Source organism: Bradyrhizobium sp. 1(2017) (assembly GCF_011602485.2).
Taxonomy (GTDB): Bacteria; Pseudomonadota; Alphaproteobacteria; order Rhizobiales; family Xanthobacteraceae; genus Bradyrhizobium.
In genome coordinates, this window is record NZ_CP050022.2 from 2,825,582 (window position 1) to 2,849,324 (window position 23,743).

Annotated in this window: 23 protein-coding genes; 15 read left to right on the forward strand and 8 right to left on the reverse strand. The window is 65.1% G+C overall.

Going from position 1 to position 23,743, the window contains the following annotated elements; genetic code table 11:
- Positions 1 to 88: 88 nt before the first annotated feature.
- The 3 genes from HAP40_RS13335 to HAP40_RS13345 all read right to left on the reverse strand — a co-directional run bounded on the left by HAP40_RS13335 (position 89) and on the right by HAP40_RS13345 (position 2,558).
- Positions 89 to 526, reverse strand: coding sequence for a putative quinol monooxygenase (locus HAP40_RS13335; RefSeq protein WP_208024782.1), 438 nt, complete (start codon positions 524 to 526; stop codon positions 89 to 91).
- Between the two features lie 59 nt (positions 527 to 585).
- Positions 586 to 1,437: a VOC family protein gene (locus HAP40_RS13340; protein ID WP_166817360.1), complete on the reverse strand. Its 852-nt coding sequence runs from the start codon at positions 1,435 to 1,437 to the stop codon at positions 586 to 588.
- A 107-nt stretch (positions 1,438 to 1,544) separates the two neighbouring features.
- A complete protein-coding gene (locus HAP40_RS13345; protein ID WP_334270984.1) occupies positions 1,545 to 2,558 on the reverse strand; it encodes an aldo/keto reductase in 1,014 nt (337 codons plus the stop codon).
- A gap of 356 nt (positions 2,559 to 2,914) precedes the next feature.
- Here HAP40_RS13345 and HAP40_RS13350 point away from each other — a divergent pair, with 356 nt between their 5' ends.
- The 5 genes from HAP40_RS13350 (at position 2,915) to HAP40_RS13370 (ending at position 10,113) form a co-directional block, all read left to right on the forward strand.
- Complete coding sequence (locus HAP40_RS13350; RefSeq protein WP_166819522.1) at positions 2,915 to 3,850, forward strand: helix-turn-helix domain-containing protein; 936 nt, start codon at positions 2,915 to 2,917, stop codon at positions 3,848 to 3,850.
- 82 nt (positions 3,851 to 3,932) lie between these two features.
- Positions 3,933 to 4,397 (forward strand): (2Fe-2S)-binding protein, encoded by a 465-nt coding sequence (locus tag HAP40_RS13355; protein WP_166817359.1) that lies wholly within the window; start codon positions 3,933 to 3,935, stop codon positions 4,395 to 4,397.
- A gap of 1 nt (position 4,398) precedes the next feature.
- Positions 4,399 to 6,654, forward strand: a complete 2,256-nt coding sequence (locus HAP40_RS13360; RefSeq protein ID WP_166817358.1) for a xanthine dehydrogenase family protein molybdopterin-binding subunit — start codon at positions 4,399 to 4,401, stop codon at positions 6,652 to 6,654.
- Between the two features lie 6 nt (positions 6,655 to 6,660).
- Positions 6,661 to 7,296, forward strand: coding sequence for a hypothetical protein (locus HAP40_RS13365; RefSeq protein WP_246741113.1), 636 nt, complete (start codon positions 6,661 to 6,663; stop codon positions 7,294 to 7,296).
- A 303-nt stretch (positions 7,297 to 7,599) separates the two neighbouring features.
- Positions 7,600 to 10,113 carry a cation-translocating P-type ATPase gene (locus tag HAP40_RS13370; RefSeq protein ID WP_166817357.1) on the forward strand — a complete coding sequence of 838 codons (2,514 nt, stop codon included), beginning with the start codon at positions 7,600 to 7,602 and terminating at the stop codon, positions 10,111 to 10,113.
- A 6-nt stretch (positions 10,114 to 10,119) separates the two neighbouring features.
- On the opposite strand, the gene HAP40_RS13375 is transcribed toward HAP40_RS13370, so the two are convergent.
- From HAP40_RS13375 to HAP40_RS13395, 5 genes are all read right to left on the reverse strand, one after another.
- Positions 10,120 to 10,443 (reverse strand): hypothetical protein, encoded by a 324-nt coding sequence (locus tag HAP40_RS13375; RefSeq protein WP_166817356.1) that lies wholly within the window; start codon positions 10,441 to 10,443, stop codon positions 10,120 to 10,122.
- Between the two features lie 258 nt (positions 10,444 to 10,701).
- Positions 10,702 to 10,866, reverse strand: coding sequence for a Flp family type IVb pilin (locus tag HAP40_RS13380; RefSeq protein WP_091890949.1), 165 nt, complete (start codon positions 10,864 to 10,866; stop codon positions 10,702 to 10,704).
- Positions 10,867 to 11,079: 213 nt separating this feature from the next.
- On the reverse strand, positions 11,080 to 11,253 hold the full coding sequence (locus HAP40_RS13385) for a hypothetical protein (protein ID WP_166817355.1): 174 nt from the start codon (positions 11,251 to 11,253) through the stop codon (positions 11,080 to 11,082).
- Positions 11,254 to 11,455: 202 nt separating this feature from the next.
- A complete protein-coding gene (locus tag HAP40_RS13390) occupies positions 11,456 to 11,692 on the reverse strand; it encodes a hypothetical protein (protein WP_166817354.1) in 237 nt (78 codons plus the stop codon).
- 58 nt (positions 11,693 to 11,750) lie between these two features.
- Complete coding sequence (locus HAP40_RS13395; protein WP_166817353.1) at positions 11,751 to 12,746, reverse strand: Ku protein; 996 nt, start codon at positions 12,744 to 12,746, stop codon at positions 11,751 to 11,753.
- A 232-nt stretch (positions 12,747 to 12,978) separates the two neighbouring features.
- Here HAP40_RS13395 and HAP40_RS13400 point away from each other — a divergent pair, with 232 nt between their 5' ends.
- From HAP40_RS13400 to HAP40_RS13445, 10 genes are all read left to right on the forward strand, one after another.
- A complete protein-coding gene (locus HAP40_RS13400) occupies positions 12,979 to 13,134 on the forward strand; it encodes a hypothetical protein (protein ID WP_164936196.1) in 156 nt (51 codons plus the stop codon).
- 226 nt (positions 13,135 to 13,360) lie between these two features.
- Positions 13,361 to 14,032, forward strand: a complete 672-nt coding sequence (locus HAP40_RS13405; RefSeq protein ID WP_166817352.1) for a response regulator transcription factor — start codon at positions 13,361 to 13,363, stop codon at positions 14,030 to 14,032.
- An 84-nt stretch (positions 14,033 to 14,116) separates the two neighbouring features.
- Positions 14,117 to 15,493 carry a sensor histidine kinase gene (locus HAP40_RS13410; RefSeq protein WP_166817351.1) on the forward strand — a complete coding sequence of 459 codons (1,377 nt, stop codon included), beginning with the start codon at positions 14,117 to 14,119 and terminating at the stop codon, positions 15,491 to 15,493.
- 161 nt (positions 15,494 to 15,654) lie between these two features.
- The gene (locus tag HAP40_RS13415; protein WP_166817350.1) at positions 15,655 to 17,055 is read left to right on the forward strand and encodes a hypothetical protein; all 1,401 of its coding nucleotides are present in this window, start codon (positions 15,655 to 15,657) and stop codon (positions 17,053 to 17,055) included.
- 99 nt (positions 17,056 to 17,154) lie between these two features.
- Positions 17,155 to 17,424 carry a hypothetical protein gene (locus HAP40_RS13420; protein WP_166817349.1) on the forward strand — a complete coding sequence of 90 codons (270 nt, stop codon included), beginning with the start codon at positions 17,155 to 17,157 and terminating at the stop codon, positions 17,422 to 17,424.
- Between the two features lie 131 nt (positions 17,425 to 17,555).
- A complete protein-coding gene (gene ccmI / locus HAP40_RS13425) occupies positions 17,556 to 18,656 on the forward strand; it encodes a c-type cytochrome biogenesis protein CcmI (protein ID WP_166817348.1) in 1,101 nt (366 codons plus the stop codon).
- A gap of 37 nt (positions 18,657 to 18,693) precedes the next feature.
- Positions 18,694 to 19,203 carry a cytochrome c maturation protein CcmE gene (gene ccmE, locus HAP40_RS13430; RefSeq protein WP_166817347.1) on the forward strand — a complete coding sequence of 170 codons (510 nt, stop codon included), beginning with the start codon at positions 18,694 to 18,696 and terminating at the stop codon, positions 19,201 to 19,203.
- On the forward strand, positions 19,200 to 21,182 hold the full coding sequence (locus HAP40_RS13435; protein WP_166817346.1) for a heme lyase CcmF/NrfE family subunit: 1,983 nt from the start codon (positions 19,200 to 19,202) through the stop codon (positions 21,180 to 21,182). The genes ccmE and HAP40_RS13435 overlap by 4 nt, the downstream gene beginning before the upstream one ends.
- 5 nt (positions 21,183 to 21,187) lie before the next feature.
- A complete protein-coding gene (locus tag HAP40_RS13440) occupies positions 21,188 to 21,664 on the forward strand; it encodes a cytochrome c-type biogenesis protein (protein ID WP_166817345.1) in 477 nt (158 codons plus the stop codon).
- Between the two features lie 230 nt (positions 21,665 to 21,894).
- Positions 21,895 to 23,472: a Do family serine endopeptidase gene (locus tag HAP40_RS13445; protein WP_166817344.1), complete on the forward strand. Its 1,578-nt coding sequence runs from the start codon at positions 21,895 to 21,897 to the stop codon at positions 23,470 to 23,472.
- Positions 23,473 to 23,743: the final 271 nt, after the last annotated feature.

Genomic DNA, 23,743 nt, shown 5'->3' on the forward strand with positions numbered 1-23,743 from the left:
CTGTTGAAGTGAGCGGTTCTGAATTCGCACGATTGCTGCCGGCATTGGCCGCCAGAATGGCTGCGACAAAACGCCCGCGCGGTGCCGGCTATTTCTTGGGCACGCCAAGAACCGCCATGCGCATGACTTCGACGCCGCCATCCGCAAGTTCCGGAAGCTTGGCGAACCATGCCTGTACATAAGGCATGGCATTATGCGCGTCGAAATCGGCCTGGCTGGCGAACACCTCGTAGAAGATGAAATGACCGGGTTTGGCGCGGTCTTCCTGGAGAAAATAGACCAGGTTCTTGGGATCGCCCCGAACCAGGTCGATCAGCGGAAGCGTGGCCGCACGCAACGCATCTTCCTTTCCGGGCTTGGCTCGCACCTGCGCCACCACCGAATATGCGCCTTCCGGAATCTCCTGATAGCGCACGCGCGGGGCTTCCTGGGCGACGAGCGACGGCGTTGTCATGGCCATCGCGGCGGCGAACAGCAGGAGGCAAAGCGAATTGCGGATGATAGTTCGCATGATGAAGTCCTTCATATCGTGATCGTGGCGCTTTATCAGGCGACCAGCAGAGCTGGTCGCCCGGTGTTTGTCAGTCAGCGCACGATTGTCTGCTGGCGCTTTGCCAAGGCCTCGCTGAAGCGCTTCTTGACAGGGCCGAGCGCCTTGACGAATTCGAGCTGCTCGCCCTCCGGTCCCTTGCAATAGATCAGCTCCCAGCCGTTCGAGGGTTCCGCGGTCACCCGGTTCGTGTTGGTGCTGCGGGGCGCGGCCTTGCGATCCGCCTCCGTCATGACGCGGATGGTGCGATTCGCGCGCACTTGCGTCATGCCGCGGCGTGCGGATTCCGCTTCGAGGTCGGCGATGAACTTGTTGAAGTCGACATCGTCGCGAACATAGAAGCAGATGTGCATCATGCGCGGAAAGGCCGGGCTCATGTGCTCCACCGGCTCGGCAAAGCTCTTCGCACCGCCCATCGGCTGGTCGGCCTCGCGATATTGCAGCAGTTCGATCACCACGTTGTCGAACTGGATGAAGCGGACATCCAGCCTCTGCGCTCCGCTTCTGAGGTCGGGGACGCCGATCGTCCGCGGATTGACCCCGCGTGCATTCGCCTCGATCTCCTGGTCGGCGAGCAGCGTGTTCTGCACCTCGTCGCCCTGGAAGTCGCCGTGACGGAACACTTCGGTGCCGCCGAGCACTTCCGTGTAAAATTGATAGGCTCGCTCCATGTTCTGGACCGTCAGCCCGAAATGCTGGACGCCCTGCAGCCGCGCGCCGAGCGGCGCCTCGTTGCGTTCGGCCGCCGACATGCTGTTGGCGCCCTGTGTCGCGGTCTGCGCGTCGGCTGCCGTACCGGCGACGAGGCCGGTGACGACGGCTGCGCCGGCTGTCTGGAGCAGGGTGCGGCGGCCCATGTCGGTGGCGTTGTCGGCTTTGTCTGTCATGTTGCTTTCCTCAGTGGTTCGGTAGTGGTTCGGTGGATTTTGCGTGGGTTGTCCTGCCGGCCGGAGCGATGCCCGACCGGGACGAGCCCGCTGCGCACGCCGACGGTTCAAGCGGCTGCGGGAAGCGGAGCGGCGGTGTTGACGAGCCCCTCCGAACGGAGCTCGCGCCAGAAGTCGGCGGGGATGGCTTCCTCCAGCGCAGCGCGATCCTCGGCGATGCGGTTCGGGCGGCTCGCGCCGGGAATTACGGCCGCCACCACCGGGTTGGCGAGCGCGAACTGCAGACCTGCCGCCTTCATGCTGATGCCGTAGCGGTCGGCGATGGCCTTGATCCGCGCCACCTTGTTGAGGATTTCCGGGGGGGCCGGTGCATATTCGAAATTCGGGCCGCCGACGAGGGCGCCCGAACTGTAGGGGCCGCCGACGACGATCGCGAGCTCATGTTCCGCAACCATCGGCATCACCCGCTGAAGCGCCCTTGCATGGTCGAGCAGCGTGTAGCGGCCCGCGAGCAGGAAGCCGTCGGGGCGCGGCTCTTCGAGCGCGAGCAGCAGCTCGATCGGCTCGACCCGGTTGACCCCGAGTCCCCACGCCTTGATCATGCCTTCGTCGCGCAGCCGGTCGAGCGCCTTGAACGCGCCTTTGCGCGCACTTTCGAAGACCGTCAGCCACTCGTCGCCGTAAAAATCCTGCGCGACGTCATGCACGAAGGCGATATCGATGTGATCGGTGCCGAGCCGCTTCAGACTGTCTTCGATCGAGCGCAGCGTCGCGTCCCGGGAATAGTCATTCACGATCCTGTTCGGACGGCCGTATCTGAAGACACCGCCTTTTTCGCCGAGGTCGCGGGTCCCGACATCCTCGATCTCATCCAGGATCAGGCGGCCGACCTTGGTGCTGACGACATAGTCGCGCCGCGGTCGGCCGGCGAGCGCAGCGCCCATGCGGATCTCGGCGAGACCTGCGCCGTAGAAGGGCGCCGTGTCGAAATAGCGGATGCCGTCATCCCAGGCCGCATTCACCGTCGCGAGCGCTTCCTGCTCCGGGATGTCGCGGAACATGTTGCCGAGCGGCGCCGCACCGAAACCCAGTCTTCCCGGCAGGATATCCTTGAGGGCCATGTTGCGTATCCTTCTGCTGACGGCCGCCGTCTCGATCCGGCTGCATTGCCGATCGACGACCGTCACTAGCTCGCTCGAGCATTGCGGTATTTCCGGTTCCTGCGCGATGGCGCACGCATCTTGCTCATTCACGGAGAGGTCAGCTTTTCGCAGCCAGGCGCGCTCGTATCCAAGCCTTTGCTTTGTCTGCCTTTTACCTCTTTTAACCGCGCCGCCTCTGGACTTCGCCATCGCCGCTTGTGAGAAATTCGGAGATCGGCGTGGCAGCGGCCGGGGGCTGCAACTCATCACCGGATGGAATGTTCGCTCGCTCGCGATACGGAGCCGGGATTCGCCGCAACGAAGCGGAGGTCATGATGGCGCTCGTGACGCATGGAGATCAGAAATACAAGAACAGCGAGAAGCTCGCGGCCGCCAACGACTGGCCGGGGCTGAGCATCGAACATCGCAGGTTCGAGGCGGGGCGTCAGGCAACGCCCGTTCCCATCTGCAACGAAATCGTCATGGTGCTGTCAGGCGGCGGCATGGTGTGCCGGGTCGGCAACGGCGAAGTCCAGAAGAGCTTCGCCCGGCCGGGCATGAGCTACCTCGTGCCCGTGGGGACGCAGGAGAGTCACCTCGAGCTTTCGGACCGGATGGAATGTCTTCATCTCTATCTTCCGCCGGCGCTGCTGGACCAAAGCGCGCTTGCGGATTTCGATATCGATCCGGCAAGGGTCGAGATCGCCTACGCCCACGGTCTGGCGGACCAGGTGCTCTTCCATATCTGCTCGCCGCTTCGCGATCTGCTCCATCGTCCGCGCCAGCCGACCGACGCGCTGTTCGTGGGGGGCATCCAGGTTGCGCTCGCAGCGCATCTTCTGGGAAATTATAGGGTCGACCGCTGGCGCGCGCCCGACAGGTCGCCATCGCTCGATCCGCGGCGCCTCCAGCGCGTGCTGGATTATATCGAGGCGTCTCTCGGCAGCGATATCAGGCTCGAGGATCTGGCGGCCCAGGCCTGCCTCAGCCCTTATCATTTCTCCCGGCTGTTTCGCGAAGCGACGGGATTGTCGCCGCACCGCTATGTGACCGATCGCCGCGTCCAGGCAGCGCGGCACGAGCTCGCGCGCAATCGTCTGTCCCTGGTCGAAATCGCGCTGGAGTTCGGTTTCGGCTCCCAGGCCAATTTCACGCGCGTGTTCCGCAAGGCGGCAAGTCTCACGCCAGGGCAGTATCGCGAATTGTGCTGCGGCCAGGCTGAGGTGAAAGCCGATCGCTCCGATGGGGCATTCCGCAGGGATTGCGCATGATCCCGCAGGAATCGGAAATACGGCTCAACATCCATCAGGCAGTGCTGTTGTGCCGACCAGATCCGCAAGGGGATGTACCGACATGATCGAGCTTACGGTGAACGGGACCAAGCGCCAGATCGACGTCGTTGTCGAGATGCCTCTGCTTTGGGTGCTGCGCGACGAACTCGGCATCACCAGTCCCAAATACGGCTGCGGGGTCGCGCAATGCGGCGCCTGCACCGTCCAGATCGACGGAGTGGCGGTCCGATCCTGTCAGGCGCACATCGGCGAAGTCGCCGGCAAGTCGGTCGTCACCCTCGAAGGGCTGGAGAAGAGGGAGCAACATCCGGTTCTCCAGGCCTGGATCGAGCATCAGGTGCCGCAATGCGGCTACTGCCAGACCGGACAGATCATGCAGGCCATCTCGCTGCTCGATCTGATCTCCAATCCGACGGACGACGAGATCAACCAGGTGATGTCCGGAAATCTCTGCCGCTGCGGCACCTATCCGCGCATCCGTGCGGCGATCCATGCGGCTGCGGCCAAGAAGATGGCGGAGAAGTGAGATGGGCCACATGCAGACCCTTTCGCGCCGCGCTTTCGTTTTCGGCTCCGCTGCAGTCGCCGGCGGCATCGCTTTCGGTGCCTATGGCAACGCTGAGGCGGCCGCGCCGGGCGCCGATGGCAATCCGCTGGCGGCCGGCCTCGGCGCGAATTCAGTGACCTTCAATCCCTGGGTCGAGATCAGCCCGGACAAGATCACGCTGATCGCGCAGCACGCCGACATCGGCCAGGGCGTCGGCTCGGTGCAGCCGATCATGATCGCCGAAGAGATGGACCTCGATCCCGGTCAGTTCGAAGTCCGGTTTGCAGGCCCTAGTCCCGCCTATTTCAACACCGGCTTCGCCGACGAGTTCGCGCCGTTCGTGGCCGCGGACCAAAGCCCGGCCGCGGAGGAGGCGCGCGCCAAGACGCTCGAATGGCTGCGACAGGCCGGCCTGCAGATGACGGGCGGATCGAGCACCGTGCCGGATACCTATGAAAAGCTGCGCGTTGCCGGCGCGGTCGCGCGCGAGACGCTGAAGGCGGCGGCCGCCAAGCGTTCGGGCGTCGCCGTGGCTGACCTGCGCACCCAGTCGGGCCATGTGATCCTGCCCAACGGGACCAAGATCGCTTACGTCGATCTTTCCGCAGATGCCGCGAAGATTCCGCCGGTGCTCGATGCCAAGCCGCGCGATCCCTCGAAATGGCGCATGCTCGGCAAGCCGATGATGCGCCTCGACATTCGCGAGAAGGTCATGGGCGAGCTGAAGTTCGGCATCGACATGAAGATGGACGGCATGCTTTACGCCTCCGTCAAGCTGAACCCCGCCAAGGGGCAGCCGCTGAAATCTTACGATGCCAGCAAGGCGCGGGCGATGCCGGGGGTCAAGAAGATCCTCGAAATCAAGAACGGCGTCGCGGTGATCGCCACCAACAGCTGGTACGCGATGAAGGCGGTCGACGCCGTCGCCTGCGAGTGGGCGCCCTCGGCCTATCCCGCCGAGCAGGCCGACCATTGGAAGGTTCTGGAATCCTCGTTCAAGCCCGAGTTCCGGGGCAAGGAGTGGCGGAAGATCGGCGACATCGAAGGCGGGCTGAAGACCGGCAAGCTGGTTGAGGCCGAATATCGCGCGCCTTACGTGGCGCATCAGCCGCTCGAGCCGCTGAACGGAATCGGCCTCGTCACCGACAAGGGCATGGAGATCTGGGTAGGTCACCAGAGCCCACGCTTCGTGCAATGGGTCGCGGCGACGGCGATCGGCCTCAAGCCGGAACAGGTCACCTTCCACAATCAGTGGACCGGTGGAAGCTTTGGCCACCGTCTCGAATACGAGAATGTCCGCGTTCTCGCCGAGATTGCCAACCAGATGAAGGGAACGCCGATCAAGCTCGTGTTCTCGCGCGAGGAGGATTTCCTCCAGGACATTCCGCGGCAGATTGCGATCGCCCGGCACCGGGGCAGTGTCGACAACAGCAAGATCGTCGCCGCCGACCTGCAACTGGCCTCGACGACCCCGCTCAAGGGGCTGCTCGAACGCTCGGGCACGCCCTCCAAGGATCCCGACGGGCAATTGGCCGCCGGCCTGTGGAACGTCTATTACGACATCCCCAATTTCCGGGCCACGAGCTACGAGGCGCAGGGATTGTCACCGAGCACCACGTGGCGGTCGGTCGGCGCCTCGACATCCGGCTTCTTCACCGAAAGCTTCATCGACGAGCTGATCCATGCGGCGGGCCTCGATCCCATGAAGGCGCGCATCGCGATGTGCACCGTGCCGCACTATCGCAAAGTGCTGGAGACGGTCGCGGAGATGTCTGACTGGAAGGGACCGCTCGGCAACGGCAGGGGGCGCGGCGTCGCGTTCGTCGAGTCTTTCGGGACGCCGACGGCCGAAGTCGTCGAAGTCTCGGTGACGGACAGAGGTGTCCGCATCGACAAGGTCTGGGTCGCGGTCGATGTCGGCAAGGTCGTCGATCCCGTCAATTTCGAGAACCAGGTGCAGGGCGGCGTCATCTGGGGACTCGGCCACGCCATCAACTGCGAACTCACCTACGCCAAGGGCGCGGTGCAGCAGACCAACTACAATCACCACGAAGCGATGCGGATCTACCAGTGTCCCGTCATCGAGGTTCGCGGGCTCGAGAACGATCCGAAGGTGAGGGGTGTCGGAGAGCCGCCCGTGCCTCCCGCTGCGCCTGCGCTCGCCAACGCGATCTTCGCGGCCACTGGAAAACGCATCCGCGAGATGCCTTTCAACAAGTTCATCGATTTCGTGTGAGGGTGGATGATGAAGGGATTCTCGATCGCGGTGGTGCTCGCCGCTTCGTCAGTTGCAGCCTTCACGGGACTCGTCGCGGCCAAGGACGAAGCCAGGAAAGATGTCTTGCCGCCAGGCAGCGTCAGCCGGGTGGAAGGCTTGGAAGCCTGGAAGCGGATTGAGGCGGTGGTGACACATCCGCGTTGTGCCAATTGCCATGTCGATGCCAAGGCCATTCCGATCTGGACGCCGGCCGGCGAAACCAAGCCTCGTGCGCATGGCATGAACATCCACGGCGGCGAGAGCCGCATCGGCGCGGAGGCGATCCCGTGCTCGACCTGTCACATGACCTCGACACAGGCGAACGAGCCGGCACCGGCGCCGCCGCGCGCGGGCATCGACTGGCAGCTCGCGCCGGTGGCTTTCATCTGGTTCGGCAAGAGCGGCGCGGAGATCTGCGCGCAGATGAAGGATCCCAAGCGCAATGGCGGTCGCGACGCTGCCGGCCTCGTCGAGCATCTCAGGCATGATGCCTCGCTGAACGGATTCATTCCGCGCGGCTGGGCTCCCGGAGCAGGCCGCTCGACGCCGCCGGGGACCTTCGAGGATCACGTCAAGGACATGGCGATGTGGGGCGCCGCCGGGCAACCCTGTCCGAACTGACGCGTTCCGCAGCCCCGGCAAGGTCACTTTGGCCGGATCGGGCCAACGGGTCAGCGCAAGGCTCCGCCGATGGCAACGCTTGACACAGGTCAAGCCGGGAGCCCGTTGCGGCATGCCATGATGGCGGTGAGGGGCGAGATAGTCCCCATCGTTGTTCAATCTGCCTCCAGGGCCCATGGACTACAGGGATCTGTTGCTCCTTACACGGAAGGCTGCCTCGCGCCTCCACGCGTTCCGCCGCGCAATGCGCAGCACGGTTGCCGGTGCGCGCTTCCTGCGCGGTTCTTACCCTGGTGGGCCACGATGCGGGGCCTGACGGCGTCCGAAGCGCAGGCCCGGCTGAAGGCCGAAGGCTTCAATGAGCTGCCGCGTACCGAGCGGCGCACGATTGTGGGCCTCGTCATCGAGGTGTTGCGCGAGCCCATGCTGCTGTTGCTGCTGGCGGGCGGGCTGATCTATTTCGCCCTCGGCGATCTCGGCGAGGCGCTGCTGCTCCTCGTGTTTGCATCGATCTCGATCGTCATCACCATCGTGCAGGAGGCGCGCACCGAGCGCGTGCTCGACTCGTTGCGCGATCTGACCAGCCCCCGCGCACTCGTGATCCGCGGCGGCGAACACATCCGCATTCCCGGCCGCGAGGTCGTTCGCGGCGACCTGATCATCCTCTCCGAGGGAGACCGCGTGGCGGCGGACGCCACGGTCGTCAAATGCGACGATCTCCTGCTGGATGAATCTCTGTTGACGGGGGAGTCCGTTCCGGTCCGCAAGCTGGCCCGTCCGACGCCCGAGCAGCCGGGGTTGCCGCATGCCGGTGGCGACGACCATCCATTCGTGTTCTCCGGCACGCTGGTGGTGCGCGGAAGCGGCATGGCTGAAGTCACCTCGACTGGAGTCAGAAGCGAGATCGGCAAGATCGGACAGTCGCTGCATTCGCTGGCGACGGAAGCGCCGCGCCTGAAACAGCAGACGACGCGTCTTGTGGCGATGTTCGCGATCGCCAGCGCCTTCGTCATCGCGACGACCGTACTTCTGTATGGGCTCTATCGCGGCGGCTGGCTGGAGGGCGTGCTGGCCGGCATTGCGCTCGGCATGTCGATGCTTCCCGAGGAGTTTCCGGTCGTTCTGACGGTGTTTCTCGCCATGGGCGCCTGGCGCATCTCGCAGGCGCGCGTGCTGACCCGGCGGGCTTCCGCCATCGAATCGCTGGGGGCGGCAACCGTGCTCTGCACCGACAAGACGGGCACGCTGACCGAAAACCGCATGACTGTCGCGCGTCTGGTACTGCCCGATGGCTCGCAATACACGCCGGAAGGCTCGGCGTGCGCCGAGCCTTCATGGCGTCCATTGATCGAAACCAGCGTCCTGGCCTGCGTGCCGGAGCCGTTCGATCCCATGGAGAAGGCGCTGCATGCGCTCGGTCCGGGGACCGGCACCGGCCGACGGCTCGTGCAGAGCTACGGCCTGCGTCCCGACCTGCTCGCCATGTCGAACGTGTGGCGTGGAAGCGATGAGAAATGCGTCGTTGCGGCAAAGGGCGCGCCCGAGACGATCGGCATGCTTTGCGGAATGAGCGCGGAGGAGCTGGCTGCATTGCGGGCGCGTGTGGACGCCCTCGCGCAGGAGGGGCTTCGCGTGCTGGGCGTTGCACGGGCGAATTGCGCGGAGGCGCAGCTTCCAGAGACGCAGCGCGGCTTTTCTCTCGGCTTCTGCGGCCTGATCGGCTTTGTCGATCCGCTGCGGCCCGAAGTGAGGAGCGCCCTTGCCGAATGCCGTTCCGCCGGGATCCGCGTGATCATGATCACCGGCGACTATCCCGCGACCGCATCCGCGATCGCGACGCAAGCAGGCCTCGAGCCCGAACGCATCCTGACGGGGGTGGAGGCCGAAGGCACGGCCGCTGCCGAGCTTGCCCGGGCGGCGCGGGGGCAAACCGTCTTCGCGCGAATTGCACCGGCCCAGAAGCTGCGCATCGTCGGCGCGCTCAAGGGCGCCGGCGAGATCGTTGCCATGACGGGCGACGGCGTCAACGACGCGCCCTCGCTGAAGGCCGCCCATATCGGCATTGCCATGGGCGGCCGCGGCACCGATGTGGCGCGCGAGGCGTCCTCGATCGTTCTGCTCGACGACGATTTCGGCTCGATCGTGAAGGCGATCCGCCTCGGCCGCCGGATCTATGACAATCTTCGCAAAGCGATGAGCTTCATCCTCGCGGTCCACGTTCCCATAGCCGGGCTCGCGCTGCTGCCGCTGGTGACCGGGCTGCCGCTGCTGTTCGGCCCGGTCCACATCGCGTTCCTCGAAATGATCATCGATCCCGTCTGCTCACTGGTGTTCGAGGCGGAGACCGAGGAGCGCGACGTGATGCAGAGACCGCCGCGCTCGCCGGACGAGCCGCTGCTGCCACCGTCCCTGCTGGTCTGGTCGGCGCTGCAAGGTGCGCTCGCGCTGGGCCTGACCGGCGGCGTGATGGTGATGGCGAATGCCTACGGCATGCCGGCAAATGAGGTCCGGACCCTGACGTTCTTCTCGCTGGTGCTGGTGATCGTGAGCCTGATCTTCGTCAACCGCTCGTTCTCGACGTCGCTCGTCGAAGCCTTCATACGGCCGAACCGGACGCTGGTCATCATCGTGCTGTTCGTGACGAGCGTGCTTTTCATGAGCCTTGCGTGGCCGGCCGCGGCCGATCTATTCCGTTTCGGGCCCCTGCACGCCGACGATCTCGCGATCACGGTCGCGGCCGCGCTGGTCTGTCTGGTGGTATTGGAACTGTCGAAATACCCGCTGCGTCGTCGCCGGTCTGCGTCAGGGAAAGTTTGACAGCTACTACTTGCAGTTCTTGCAGATTGTCAGCTTTCGCTTCAACGCATCGTCTTCCTGATCCACCGACGCGGGATCGGCGGCATCCGCACCGGATTTGGAGCTCCTGGCTGCGCGCGACCTTGCAGGGGCCGCCTGACTTGCGGTCTCATTGTCGCCGTTGACGCTTGCGCTGAAGCCATCGTAGTCGGCGGCCGGATTCGGCACCGGCAACGCATTGGGCGGAGCAATCGAAACAGGCGGCTTGGTCGACGTCTGCGCTCTCACGCCGTCCTGCGGCCAGATGCCGGCCAACATGATGCCGAGAGCCAGGAGCGTCGCGCGTCTCATCTACATCCTTCAAGCAGGCCGGGTTCGTCGGCGATATGGCTGGTCGAGCAACGATCGTGCTGAAGACTATCAGGACTCACCTAGCCGTCAAAGCGGGTGCAGCGAGGCAATCCAGAAATCTTTCCCGCGGAAAGCCCCTGGATTGCGTCGCTACGCTTGCAATGACGAGAACGGGGAGACGGTGTGTCCCGGCGCGACCGCCGCATGTCGTGCCAGCGCCGGCGCGCACTGGGCGTCACCTTCAGGCCCTTTGGGCCGCTACTTCAGCGACGAACTGATCGAGTTGAACTTGTTGTTGAGGAGCTGGCTGCCCGTGTTGTTCACGACGGTGACGATGGCCAGTGCAATGCCGGCGGCGATCAGGCCGTACTCGATGGCGGTGGCGCCAGTCTCATCGGCAAGGAAAGACCTAAGCAAACTCATTGCCAACTCCTCTTCATCCAATCCAATGTCTCGTCGCGTCGTTTTCAAACCCGAAAATCGATCGAATAGATTTTCTGCGCGCCAATAGAATTAAGCCCGGGCGGTCGCGCTCCCGTCACATACGACGGCATTCATTAAATTAAGGTTCCATCGTTCCATCCAAATGGATGCAAATCGACAGTTGCTCGGAGGACGGGCCAGCCGCAGCGTCCGCTAGGACGTGATCGTCGAGCCGGGGAGGCGGCGTTTCAGCACGGCCGTGAGGCGGCCGACGAAGTCCTTCATCTTGCCCGGCTGCGAACGCGCTGCCGTGCCCGCGGCCCGCTCGCTCTCGGGCGCGTCGTTCACGATGCTGATGTAGTTCTTTCTGACGTCCTGCTGCTGCACGGCATGCGAACCTTGGCTCGATCGGTGCTGGGACCATGCTGCGCGCAAGGACAACCAGTGCTTAATTTTGTGTCCCGTAGAACTACGCTGGTTCACGCAGAGCTTCGCCGTATCGGGAAACCGGCGTTGCGCTTAACGGATTATTGAGACTGTTCGTCAACGGCTCGGCAAGCATGCCGACAAAGGGCGCCGGCCATCGCCCTCATTCGCGCCGGCCGTCCGCATTCAGCGCCCGCAACATCGCGATGCGTGCGAACATCATCCAGCCACCGCCGGTCTCGGCCGCATTGATCAAGGTCTCGATGGCGGTCTGCCAGTGCGCCTCGTGCTGGACGTCCTCGGGCAGCTGCATGATGTAGTCGGCCGCCTGTTGAAGCGTGAGCAGCTTGCGCTTGTTGCTCACGCGAACCGGATCGTCGAATGCCGCCGACCAGGGCATGTCAGTCCGGCCGAGCGGCGAGGAGGGACATCACGGCGCGGTGCAGGTGCGATGACGTCTAGCCGGCCTTCTTCGCCCGCGCCGGCGCGCGCACCGGCTTGTCGGCCTTCTTCGGGGCTTCCTTCGGCGCCGTCTTCGCAGCAGCGTCCTTGCCGCCCTTGCCGGATATCGGCAGCAGCATCTCGCGCTGGCCCTCGACGCGCTTCTTCGGCTTCTTGCCCTTGACGCTCTCCTTGACGCTCTCCTTGGCGACCCTCGTCGCGGGCCCGGCGTCCTTCTCGTTGGCGATGCTCTTCTTCAGCGCGTCCATCAGGTTGATGACGTTGCCGCCGGTCTTCGGCGCGGCCTTGGCTGCGATCGGCATGCCGCTGCGCTTCTTGTTGATGAGATCGATCAGCGCGGTCTCGTAATGATCCTCGAACAGCTCGGGCTCGAATGCGCCGGATTTTTTCTCGACGATGTGCTTGGCGAGGTCGAGCATGTCCCTGGTCAGCTTCACGTCCTGGATGTCGTCGAAATACTCCGTCTCGCTGCGGACCTCGTAGGGGTAGCGCAGCAGCGTGCCCATCAGCCCGCTCTCGAGCGGCTCCAGCGCGATGATGTGCTCGCGGTTGGTCAGTACCACGCGGCCGATCGCGACCTTGTCCATGCTGCGGATGGTCTCGCGGATCACCGCATAGGCGTCGTGGCCGACCTTGCCGTCGGGCACGAGGTAATAGGGGCGGATCAGATAGCGGTTGTCGATGTCGGCCTTCGGTACGAACTCGTCGATCTCGATCGTGTGCGTGGAGTCGAGCGCGATGTCGTCGAGCTCGTCCTTGGTGACCTCGATATAGGTGTCGGTGTCGACCTTGTAGCCCTTGACGATGTCCTCGGACGTCACCTCGTCACCGGTCTCGGCGTCGACCTTGAGGTACTTGATCCGGTGGCCGGTCTTGCGGTTGATCTGGTTGAAGGAGACCTTCTCGGTATCCGAAGTGGCCGGATAGAGCGCGACCGGACAGGTCACGAGCGACAGACGCAAAAAACCCTTCCAATTGGCGCGGGGGGCCATGGGCTACTCCAAACGCAACGGGGACAGATGACGAGGATACCATCGGGGAACAACGAATCATAGCAAGCCGGGTTGCTGAATCTGGCAACTGCGTTAACCGCCCGCTGGGCCGGCCATTGTCGGCTGATCGGAGCGCAAATGCCGGAACATCATATTCATCCACGCGTTGGCTCGGGACACGGCTGCGAGGAGGTCGCGGCTATCCAAGCGACATCCAGAGATTGAGGGCATCATGGCAACCACGCGAGAGCAGCATCAGATCGTCGAAACTCCGACTGAGGCCCGTCAGGGCGAGCCCGGGCCGTCGGTGGCAGCGCTGCTCGCCATCTCGACCGGCCTTGCGATCCTGATCCTCGCCGTCATCTGGTTCGTGTTCTTCCGGACCTGACGGGTAGACCCGGACGCGCCAGATCTTCCTATTCGCCGCGTGACGCGGCACATTGCGCCCGCCATGCCGCCGGTTCGTCCGGCTGGAGTGGCGGGCGCAGTCGTACCGGCGGGTCGTATCCTATATGACCAAAAAGTAACGTCGGTGGGTTCCCTGCGTTCATATTCAGTTCACGCCGGAATTGCTCATCTCTGGCGCAAGATGCAGCCAATCTTTGGAGAGACGCGTGCGCCTGCTCGTTGTTGAGGACGACCCCGATCTCAATCGCCAGCTTACCAAGGCGCTGACCGACGCCGGTTATGTCGTCGATCGCGCCTTCGACGGCGAGGAGGGGCATTATCTTGGCGACAACGAACCTTACGACGCCGTGGTGCTCGACATCGGCCTGCCGAAGAAGGACGGCATCTCCGTGCTGGAGGCCTGGCGCCGCAACGGTCGCACGATGCCGGTGCTGATCCTCACCGCGCGCGATCGCTGGAGCGACAAGGTGCAGGGGTTCGATGCCGGCGCCGACGACTATGTCGCAAAGCCGTTCCATCTGGAGGAGGTGCTGGCACGCATCCGCGCGCTGCTGCGCCGCTCGACCGGCCACGCCCAGAGCGAGCTCAGCTGCGGTCCCGTCACCCTCGACACCAGGACCGGCCGGGTCAGCGTGTCAGGCAATCCCGTGAAGATGACCTCGCACGAATATCGGCTTCTGGCCTACCTGATGCACCATTCCGGGCGCGTGGTCTCCCGCACCGAGCTGGTCGAGCATCTCTACGACCAGGATTTCGACCGCGACTCCAACACCATCGAGGTCTTCGTCGGCCGCATCCGCAAGAAGCTCGACGTCGACATCATCCAGACCGTCCGCGGCCTCGGCTATCTCCTGACCCCGCCGGCGCCCGGCGGCTAAAGCGTCTTGACGGACGGCGCGACAGGGGCCTTGGTCCGGTCATGACCGACGTCCTGCCATTCCGCGCCTCCCGGGTTCATTCCGATGGCCGCTAGCTCGCTTGCGAACCGCCTGTTCCTGTCGGCGACCGCCTGGCTCGTGGTGATCCTGGCCATTACCGGTGTGGTGCTGTCGTCGGTCTACAAGGACGCCACCGAGCGTGCCTTCGACCGCCGGCTCAATCTCTATCTCCGCACGCTGATCGCCGAGGTCGCGACCCCAGACGAGCCGCCCGACCGCCAATTCCAGTCGCTCGGCGAGCCGCTGTTCGAGTTGCCGCTCTCTGGCTGGTACTGGCAGATCACGCGCACCGACACCGAGAAGCCGGAGGTGCGCTCCTCGCGCTCGCTATGGGACAAGAAGCTGCCGAAGCTGGAGGAGCAAGGGGCCGAACTCACCGCCGCCGGCATCCGGCTCGCCTACGTCGACGGTCCGGAAGGGCAGAACCTGCGCATGGTGGAGCGGCCGGTCGATCTCGGCGCCGACGGCAAGTTTCTCGTCAGCGTCGCCGGCGACGACACCGAGATTTTCGACGAGACGCGGAGCTTCGATTACTATCTCGGCGGCACGTTCACGGCGCTCGGCATCGTGCTGCTGCTGACGACCGTGTTCCAGGTCCGCTTTGGCCTCGCGCCGCTCAAGCGCATTTCGGAATCCATTGCCGATATCCGTTCCGGGCGGGCAGAGCGGCTCGAGGGCGAATTCCCGGTCGAGATCGCACCTCTGGCGCGTGAGACCAATGCGCTGATCGACGCCAATCGCGAGATCGTCGAACGGGCGCGCACCCATGTCGGCAATCTCGCCCATGCCATCAAGACGCCGCTCTCGGTCATCGTCAATGAGGCCGGCACCCATGCGGCCGATCCATTCGCCGCGAAGGTGATGGAGCAGGCCGACGTGATGCGCGACCAGGTCGCGCACCATCTGGAGCGCGCCCGCATTGCGGCGCGGGTCTCGGTGGTCGCGACGGTGACGGAGGTGGCACCCGCGATCGAGGCGTTGCGGCGTACGATGGAGAAGATCCATCGCGACCGCGGCATCGTGGTCGAGGCCAAGGCCGACCCGGCCGCGAAGTTCCGGGGCGAACGGCAGGACCTCGAAGAGATGGTTGGCAATCTTGTCGACAATGCCTGCAAATGGGCGGCCTCGCGGGTCTTCATCGAGGTCCGGGTCGAGGCGCCACACCAGACCGGCGCCGGCCCGCGTCTGCGGATCATCGTCGACGACGACGGCCGTGGCCTGTCGGAGGCCGAGCGCGCCCAGGTCTCGCGGCGTGGCCAGCGGCTGGACGAATCCAAGCCGGGCTCCGGGCTGGGGCTGTCGATCGTGACCGACCTTGCCGCCCTCTATGGCGGCAGCCTCTCGCTCGGCGGGGCGCCGACCGGGGGCCTGCGGGCCGAACTGGTTCTTCCCGGACTATAATCCCTTGGTTCCACTGGATTTTTCGTCGCGCCCAAGACCCATCCAGGGGAAGCCGGCGGCATTCGTGGGCACTTCCTAAACGGCTTCTTAAGTGGGGAGCTCCTATGATCGCGCCCGGACGCATCCCATGTCCGCCATTTTACCGTGCATTACCCGGGCGCATGAGCCAGACATCGATCGAGCGGCTGAGGGAATATCTCGCGCAGCTCCCGCCGCAGGCGCAGGCCCTGCTGATGCGGGAGTTCGAGCGCGCGCTGGAGCGCGGCCAGGACACGGCTGTCGCGACCCTCGTGCTCGAGCAGCTGCGCAAGATCGTCCGCAACACCGAAGCCGAGGAGGCCCCGCCGCCGCGCACGGACGATCTGTCGCGGCTGCTGTTCCACGTGCTGGAACCGTTCCTGGTCGAGGCAGGCGCCCCTGTCAGGGTCGGACAGATCCGTCGCACCTCGCTGCATCCGATCTGGCAATGGCTTGGTCGTGACGGCGCCCCGGACAAGGTAAGCGAATTCGAGGCGGCGCTGGCCCGCATGCCGGCAGACAGTGCAGGGCAGGTCGAGGCGTTGGCCTCGAAGCTCCAGGCGGTGGCTGCCGACGCCATCTTCGAGCTGACGGGACCTGGCGGCGGCGACAAGTCGCGCGCGCTGGCCCGTGTCGGCCCGCCCAACGTGATCGAGGATCTTTATGCGATCGGTGCGGTGCTCCAGGTCCGCGACGCGATCGCGACCGTGAGCGAGAAGCTGCCGCGCTTCCTGCGCGCCTTCGGCGATTCCCAGATCGCTGCGGTGACGTCGGCGCTCAACATTCCCGCGCTTCAAACGCCCCAGATGCTGCCCTTCGCACTCTCGATGGTCGTGCAGCGGATGACCGCGCCGTGGCAGATCATCCGCCTCGCCATCAAGATTGCGGCGTCGGACGATGAGATCCGCGTCGCGGCAACGCCCTACGGTGCCGCCGTCACGATCGCCCTGCACGATTTGTCCCGCATTGCCGCGATCCTGCGCATGGACATCAAGCGCGGCCATTTCGACAATGTCGCCGACAACCTCAAGACACTGCATGACGGCGTGCGGGGCCTGCGCACCGAGCTGGACCTGCGCAACGATTCCGCCTGGGGCAAGCAATTGACCTCGATTCGGGCCGACATCTCCAATGCGCTGCAATCCGAGATCGACAGCGTTCCCGGCCGCGTTCGCCGCATCCTGCGCCAGCGCCCCGAGAAGGACATTCCGCCCGGCGCGCGGATCGACAGCACCGAGGTCGAGGAAACCGTGGCGCTGATCGATTTCGTCGCGACGTGCCGCAACTACGCGAGCGAGCTTGCGATCAACGAGGTGACGCTGCGCACTTATTCCGATCTCCAGCAATATGTCGAACGCTCGACCGAGCAGCTGGTGCAGTCGCTGCGCGCCGCCGATCACAAGGTCCGCACCTATCGGCAGCAGCAGGTGCAGGCCGCGATCCGATTCTGTCAGGTGCTGTTCGGCGACGATTATGCCTCTTTGATGAGCCGCGCGGCAGAAAACGCGCTGACGGGCGAACGCAAATCGTCGCGCGCAAGCTGATGCAGGCGCATCTTTTCGTCATCACAATTTGAGGTTGACGCTGCCGGGAGCGGGCCCTACGGTCCCGTGCAAGTCCGGGGAACTTCAATTTGTGGGCGCATGAAACCCGTTATCAGCTCCATCGAAATCGAGAACCGCGTCATTACTGCCAAATATCAACGATTGATGGTCGGCGCGCAGGTGGTGCTGGTCGAGAAGGCAAGCGGTCGGCACCTGCCGGAGACCGTCACCAGGGTCGCCTCGCCGGTTCCGGTCGGGGCATTGCGTATCCGCTTGCCCGCGACAATCAGGCCGGGAACGTACTTCCTCAAGGCCTTCAACGGCCACGGCGAGGATGCCGCGCGTAGTAGGGACTTCGAGATCGGCTAAGCCGTTGGAGTTTCACCGTTTCGGGGCCATGCGCGGTCGCGCCGAATTGACAATTGTCAATTGCCGCCTCGTCCGGCCGTGGTGTAAAGCCACCTATGGGCGCGGATCGTGCGCCGTCGGAAGCTTGCCAGATGACGCTATGGTTCGTGTTCGCGCTGATGACGGTCGCGGCGATTTTCGCCGTGCTGCTTCCGCTCGGCCGCAGCGGACCCGCGCAAAACCAGGGCAGCGAAGTCGCGGTCTACAAGGACCAGCTGGCTGAGATCGAGCGGGATCTCGGCGCGGGCCTGATCGCTGCCCCTGAAGCCGAGGCCGCGCGCGTCGAGATCAGCCGCAGGCTTCTCGCCGCGGCCGGCAGCGAGGCGGCATTGGAGCCGAAGTCGAGCCTGAAATGGCGCCGTGCGGCAGCCTTGCTGGCTCTGATCGGCCTGCCTCTGGTCGCGATCGGCGTCTACGTGCCGCTCGGCTCGCCCAGGCTTCAGGATTTCCCACTGGCGCAGCGCGAGCGCGGGCCGGGGTCTAACACACTCGAGAACCTCGTCGTGCAGGTTGAGCAGCATCTGGAGAAGAATCCGACCGACGGCCGCGGCTGGAACGTGCTTGGGCCGGTGCTGCAGCGGCTCGGCCGCTTCGACGATGCGGTACGCGCCTATCGCAACTCGCTCACCTATAACGGCGAGACTTCGGAGCGCCGGGCCGACCTGGGCGAGGCGCTCTCGGCGGCCGCGGGCGGTGTCGTGACTGCCGAAGCCAAGACGGAGTTCGAACGCGCGCACGCGCTCGATGCCGACGATCCCAAGGCGAATTACTTTCTGGGGGTTGCGGCCGAGCAGGACGGACGCAAGGACGATGCGGCCAATATCTGGCGCGCGCTGCTTGCGAAGGCGCCGGCGGATGCGCCCTGGCGTCCCCTGGTGCAGTCGTCGCTGGCGCGGGTCGGCGGCGGCACGATGCCGGCGCTGTCGGACGAGACGATCGCAGCTTCCAAGGATATGGCCGAGGGCGATCGCAACGCGATGGTGCGCGGCATGGTCGATCGCCTGGCCACGCGGCTGAAGCAGAACGGCGACGATGTCGATGGCTGGCTGCGCCTGGTGCGCGCCTATCTCGTGATGGGGGACCGCGACAAGGCGGTCGGGGCATCGACCGATGCCCGGCAGGCGGTCGCCGGCAACGCCGAACGGCTGCGCCAGCTCAACGAAGGCCTGAAGACTCTCGGGCTCGACGGATGACGAAATCGGGACGAGGCGAGCGGAGAACGGGTACGCCATGACGCGCAAGCAGCGACGTATGACCATCATCGGAGGCTCGCTCGCCGTGCTCGCGCTCGCGGCCGCGCTGGTGCTCAACGCATTGCGCGACTCCATCGTGTTCTTCTCGACGCCGAGCATGGTCGCCGAGAAGCACGTCGAGGCCGGCAAGCGGTTTCGCCTCGGCGGGCTGGTGCAGCCCGGCTCGCTCCAGCGCGGCGACAATCTCGCGGTGACTTTCGAGGTTGCCGACGGCAGCGCCAAGCTGCCGGTCGCCTACAAGGGCATCCTGCCCGACCTGTTCCGCGAAGGGCAGGGAGTCGTCGCGGAAGGAGCGCTCGACGCCAACGGCGTGTTCAAGGCCGACACCGTGCTCGCCAAGCACGACGAAACCTACATGCCCAAGGACGTCGCCGACGCCCTGAAGAAGCAGGGGCACTGGAAGGACGATTACGATCCCAAAGCTTCGGGCGGCAGCAAGCCCGCGGCCACCACGGCGCAGGGCAATCCGCAGGGAGCGGTGCGGTGATCGCGGAATCAGGACATTACGCGCTGGTGCTGGCGCTCGCCCTTGCATTGATCCAGTCGATCGTGCCGCTGATCGGTACGCGCCTGCGCGATGCCGCGTTGATGAACGTCGCGCGCTCCACCGCGCTGGCGCAGCTCTTGTTCGTCGGCGCTTCGTTCACGGCGCTGGTGATGCTGCACGTGAACTCGGATTTCTCCGTTGCCAACGTCTACGAGAATTCCCACTCGATGAAGCCGCTGCTCTACAAGATCACCGGCGTGTGGGGCAATCATGAAGGCTCGATGCTGCTGTGGGTGTCGATCCTCGCCCTGTTCGGCGCGCTCGTTGCGGCTTTCGGCAACAATCTGCCGCTGTCGCTGCGCGCGCATGTGCTCGCCGTGCAGGCCTGGGTCGCCAGCGCCTTCTATCTGTTCATTCTGGCGACGTCGAACCCGTTCCTGCGGATCGCCAATCCGCCGATCGAGGGACGGGATCTCAATCCGGTGCTCCAGGACATCGGCCTCGCCGTGCATCCGCCGATGCTCTATCTCGGCTATGTCGGCTTCTCGATCTCGTTCTCCTTCGCCATCGCCGCGCTGATGGAGGGACGGATCGACGCGGCCTGGGCGCGCTGGGTGCGCCCGTGGACGCTGGTCGCCTGGATCTTCCTGACGCTCGGCATCGCCATGGGCTCGTACTGGGCCTATTACGAACTCGGCTGGGGCGGCTGGTGGTTCTGGGATCCGGTCGAGAACGCCTCGCTGATGCCCTGGCTCGCCGGCACCGCGCTGCTGCATTCGGCGCTGGTAATGGAGAAGCGCAACGCGCTGAAGGTCTGGACCATCCTGTTGTCGATCCTGACCTTCTCGCTGTCGCTGCTCGGCACATTCCTGGTGCGTTCGGGCGTCATCACCTCGGTGCATGCCTTCGCCACCGATCCGACCCGCGGCGTGTTCATCCTGCTGATCCTCTGCGTGTTCATCGGCGGCAGCCTGTCGCTGTTCGCGGGTCGCGCGACCTCGTTGAAGCAAGGCGGCCTGTTCGCGCCGATCTCGCGCGAGGGCGCATTGGTGCTGAACAATCTCTTGCTCACGGTCGCCTGTGCGGTCGTGCTGTTCGGTACGCTCTATCCGCTGGCGATGGAGATGCTGGCCGACTTCAAGATGTCGGTCGGTGCGCCCTTCTACAATCTCACCTTCGCTCCGCTGTTTGCCCTTCTGCTGCTCGCCGTGCCGTTCGGGCCGATGCTGGCATGGAAGCGCGGCGATCTGCTCGGCGTGACGCAGCGCCTGCTCGCAGCCGGCGTTGCCGGGCTCGTCGCAGTCGCCATCACCTGGGCCTGGGTGCGGGGCGGCAGCGCGCTGGCGCCGCTCGCGATCGGGCTTGGCGTCTTCGTTATTGCCGGCGCGGTCACCGATCTGGCCGAACGGACGGGCCTGGTTCGCCTGCCATTCGCAACGGTGCTGCACCGGGCGCGCGGCCTGCCGCGCTCGGCCTGGGGCTCCGCTTTCGCACATGCCGGCCTCGGCGTCGCGCTGATCGGCATCGTCTGCGAGACCACCTGGAACAGCGAATATATCGCGACGATGAAGCAGAACGACGTCGCCCATGTCGCCGGTTACGACGTGAAGCTCGATGGGCTCTTGCAACGCCAGGGCCCGAACTACCGCGAGATGATCGCCGAGTTCAACGTCAGCCGCGACGGCGAGAAGCTCAGCGTCATGGCGCCGTCCAAGCGAAACTTCACCACCCGCGGCTCCTCGACCACCGAGGCGGCGCTGCTGACCCGCGGCGCGAGCCAGCTCTACATCTCGCTCGGTGATGCCACCGCCGAAGGTGCCATTGCCGTGCGCATCTATCACAAGCCGATGGTGCTCCTGATCTGGTGGGGGCCGGTGCTGATGGCGTTCGGCGGCATGCTGTCGCTCTCCGACCGGCGCCTGCGGGTCGGCGCGCCGAAGCCGGCGCGGGCCAAACAGCGCCTGCAGCCGGCGGAGTGAATCCGATGCGTCGGATCTGGTTCGCGTTCGTTGCGCTGATGCTGCTGGCCTCGACGGCTCACGCGGTACAGCCCGACGAGATCATGTCGGACCCTGCGAAGGAGGGACGCGCGCGCGAATTGTCGCGCGAGCTCCGTTGCATGGTCTGCCAGAACCAGTCGATCGACGATTCCGACGCGCCGTTGGCGCGCGATCTGCGGCTGCTGGTGCGCGAGCGCATCGCCGCCGGCGATACCAATTCGCAGGTGCTCGATTTCCTGGTCGCGCGCTATGGCGAGTTCGTGCTGCTGAAGCCGCGCTTCGAGCGGCAGACCATGTTGCTGTGGTTGCTCGGGCCGGTGCTGTTGATCGGCGGTGGCCTGGCACTATGGCTGCAAATCCGGCGGCGTACGCGAAGTGGCGCCGACCTGCCGGCTCCGCTCACCGCGGATGAACGAGCGCGGCTCGCCGCGTTGATGTCGGACGATCCAAAGTCATCCTAGTCGCGCATGTTGCCGGCGGGTGAGGGCAGCTTTTTCGCCACTCACCGGAACCCGATTAAGTTCCTGTAGAAATTCGCTTTTTGATCTGCGCTGAACTGCCGCATCCGTGCACGGCTTCATTACAAAAGTTTAACCCCGCCGCCAGCGCACGGTAAGGCGGGAGCCCCCATGTTCAGGTCCGTAAGGTGCCGCCGGCGCCAAATGAATTTCAAGGCCTTGGAGATCTCTGCATGACCGACCGTCCCGACCTCTCGAACCTTCCGTCCTACCGGCAGCCGCGCCGGTCGGTCTTCTCCGCGCGCAAGGTCGCGCTGATGGCCTCGGTCGTCGCCGGTCTCGGCGCGGCCGTTTACGGCTTCAGCCCCTCGACCTCGCCGGCCGACCTGTTCTCGAGCCCGGCGCATGCGCAGGTCAACAACGAAGTCCGCAAGGTCGAGCGTCCGGTCGGATTCGCCGACATCGTCGAGCGCGTGAAGCCGTCGGTGATCTCGGTGAAGGTCAACATCAAGGAGAAGACCGCGAGCAACGACGATGGCGATGACTCGTCCTCGCCGTTCCAGCCCGGCTCGCCGATGGAGCGCTTCTTCCGCCGCTTCGGCGGTCCGGACGGTTTCCCGGGCATGAAGGGCGGTCGTGGCCGCGTCGTGCAGGGCCAGGGCTCCGGCTTCTTCATCTCGGCCGACGGCTATGCCGTGACCAACAATCACGTGGTCGACGGCGCCGACAAGGTCGAGGTCACCACCGACGACGGCAAGTCCTATACCGCCAAGGTGATTGGCACCGACCAGCGCACCGACCTCGCCTTGATCAAGGTCGAGGGCAGCTCGAATTTCCCGTTCGCCAAGCTTGCCGACAGCAAGCCGCGGATCGGCGACTGGGTGCTCGCGGTCGGCAATCCCTTCGGCCTCGGCGGCACCGTGACTGCCGGCATCGTCTCGGCCAGCGGCCGCGATATCGGCAATGGCCCCTATGACGATTTCATCCAGATCGACGCGCCCGTGAACAAGGGCAATTCCGGCGGTCCGGCCTTCGACACCAATGGCGAGGTGATGGGCGTCAACACCGCGATCTACTCGCCCTCGGGCGGCAGCGTCGGCATCGCTTTCTCGATTCCCGCGAGCACCGTGAAGAGCGTCGTGGCCCAGCTCAAGGACAAGGGTTCGGTCAGCCGCGGCTGGATCGGCGTGCAGATCCAGCCGGTGACGTCCGACATCGCTGACAGCCTCGGCATGAAGAAGGCCGAAGGCGCGCTGGTGGCGGAGCCGCAGGCGAACGGTCCGGCGGCCAAGGCCGGCATCGAGTCCGGCGACGTCATCACGTCGGTCAACGGCGAATCCGTCAAGGACGCCCGCGAGCTTGCGCGCACGATCGGCGGCATGGCGCCCGGCGCCACCGTGAAGCTCAACGTGCTGCACAAGGGCCAGGACAAGGTGGTGAACCTCACGCTCGGCCAGCTGCCGAACACGGTCGAGGCCAAGGCCGACAACGACAATGACAGCGGCAAGGGTGCGAACCGTGGCACCGACGTGCCCAAGCTCGGCATGACCGTTGCGCCCGCCAATTCCGTTGCCGGCGCCGGCAAGGAAGGCGTCGTGGTCACCCAGGTCGATCCGAAGAGCGCCGCGGCCGAACGCGGCTTCAAGGAAGGCGACGTGATCCTCGAAGTCGGCGGCAAGAGCGTCGCCACCGCCGGTGAGGTCCGCGATGCCATCAACACGGCGCGGACCGACAACAAGAACAGCATCCTGATGCGGGTGAAGAGCGGCGGCCAGTCGCGCTTCGTCGCCGTGCCCATCGCCAAGAGCTGAGAGGGCCGAGGCGTCAGGAGGCCTACGAGATGAAGGGTGTCGTCGGCATCAGTCGCCCCCGCCGGCGGCGCCCTTCGGGGGAGCAGCGCAACGCTCGCTTCCCCTGTCTACCTTCCGGTGGAATTACGCCCCCCTCCGTCGGAAGGCCTAGGGCGGTGAGGTCCCCCCAGCTTCACCGCCCGCCTTTTTCTCGATCCGAGATTGGTCCGCTCGGCTTGCATGCGATTGCCGCTCGCGCCATGTTTAGAGAAGGTTCACGCCCTTGACCGCC

What these genes read in the sequence shown, in the direction of transcription:
- HAP40_RS13335 (WP_208024782.1), bottom strand. Translation starts at nt 526, where the DNA reads ATGAAGGACTTCATCATGCGAACTATCATCCGCAATTCGCTTTGCCTC.
- HAP40_RS13340 (WP_166817360.1), bottom strand. Translation starts at nt 1,437, where the DNA reads ATGACAGACAAAGCCGACAACGCCACCGACATGGGCCGCCGCACCCTG.
- HAP40_RS13345 (WP_334270984.1), bottom strand. Translation starts at nt 2,558, where the DNA reads ATGGCCCTCAAGGATATCCTGCCGGGAAGACTGGGTTTCGGTGCGGCG.
- HAP40_RS13350 (WP_166819522.1), top strand. Translation starts at nt 2,915, where the DNA reads ATGGCGCTCGTGACGCATGGAGATCAGAAATACAAGAACAGCGAGAAG.
- HAP40_RS13355 (WP_166817359.1), top strand. Translation starts at nt 3,933, where the DNA reads ATGATCGAGCTTACGGTGAACGGGACCAAGCGCCAGATCGACGTCGTT.
- HAP40_RS13360 (WP_166817358.1), top strand. Translation starts at nt 4,399, where the DNA reads ATGGGCCACATGCAGACCCTTTCGCGCCGCGCTTTCGTTTTCGGCTCC.
- HAP40_RS13365 (WP_246741113.1), top strand. Translation starts at nt 6,661, where the DNA reads ATGATGAAGGGATTCTCGATCGCGGTGGTGCTCGCCGCTTCGTCAGTT.
- HAP40_RS13370 (WP_166817357.1), top strand. Translation starts at nt 7,600, where the DNA reads ATGCGGGGCCTGACGGCGTCCGAAGCGCAGGCCCGGCTGAAGGCCGAA.
- HAP40_RS13375 (WP_166817356.1), bottom strand. Translation starts at nt 10,443, where the DNA reads ATGAGACGCGCGACGCTCCTGGCTCTCGGCATCATGTTGGCCGGCATC.
- HAP40_RS13380 (WP_091890949.1), bottom strand. Translation starts at nt 10,866, where the DNA reads ATGAGTTTGCTTAGGTCTTTCCTTGCCGATGAGACTGGCGCCACCGCC.
- HAP40_RS13390 (WP_166817354.1), bottom strand. Translation starts at nt 11,692, where the DNA reads ATGCCCTGGTCGGCGGCATTCGACGATCCGGTTCGCGTGAGCAACAAG.
- HAP40_RS13395 (WP_166817353.1), bottom strand. Translation starts at nt 12,746, where the DNA reads ATGGCCCCCCGCGCCAATTGGAAGGGTTTTTTGCGTCTGTCGCTCGTG.
- HAP40_RS13400 (WP_164936196.1), top strand. Translation starts at nt 12,979, where the DNA reads ATGGCAACCACGCGAGAGCAGCATCAGATCGTCGAAACTCCGACTGAG.
- HAP40_RS13410 (WP_166817351.1), top strand. Translation starts at nt 14,117, where the DNA reads ATGGCCGCTAGCTCGCTTGCGAACCGCCTGTTCCTGTCGGCGACCGCC.
- HAP40_RS13415 (WP_166817350.1), top strand. Translation starts at nt 15,655, where the DNA reads ATGAGCCAGACATCGATCGAGCGGCTGAGGGAATATCTCGCGCAGCTC.
- HAP40_RS13420 (WP_166817349.1), top strand. Translation starts at nt 17,155, where the DNA reads ATGAAACCCGTTATCAGCTCCATCGAAATCGAGAACCGCGTCATTACT.
- ccmI (WP_166817348.1), top strand. Translation starts at nt 17,556, where the DNA reads ATGACGCTATGGTTCGTGTTCGCGCTGATGACGGTCGCGGCGATTTTC.
- ccmE (WP_166817347.1), top strand. Translation starts at nt 18,694, where the DNA reads ATGACGCGCAAGCAGCGACGTATGACCATCATCGGAGGCTCGCTCGCC.
- HAP40_RS13440 (WP_166817345.1), top strand. Translation starts at nt 21,188, where the DNA reads ATGCGTCGGATCTGGTTCGCGTTCGTTGCGCTGATGCTGCTGGCCTCG.
- HAP40_RS13445 (WP_166817344.1), top strand. Translation starts at nt 21,895, where the DNA reads ATGACCGACCGTCCCGACCTCTCGAACCTTCCGTCCTACCGGCAGCCG.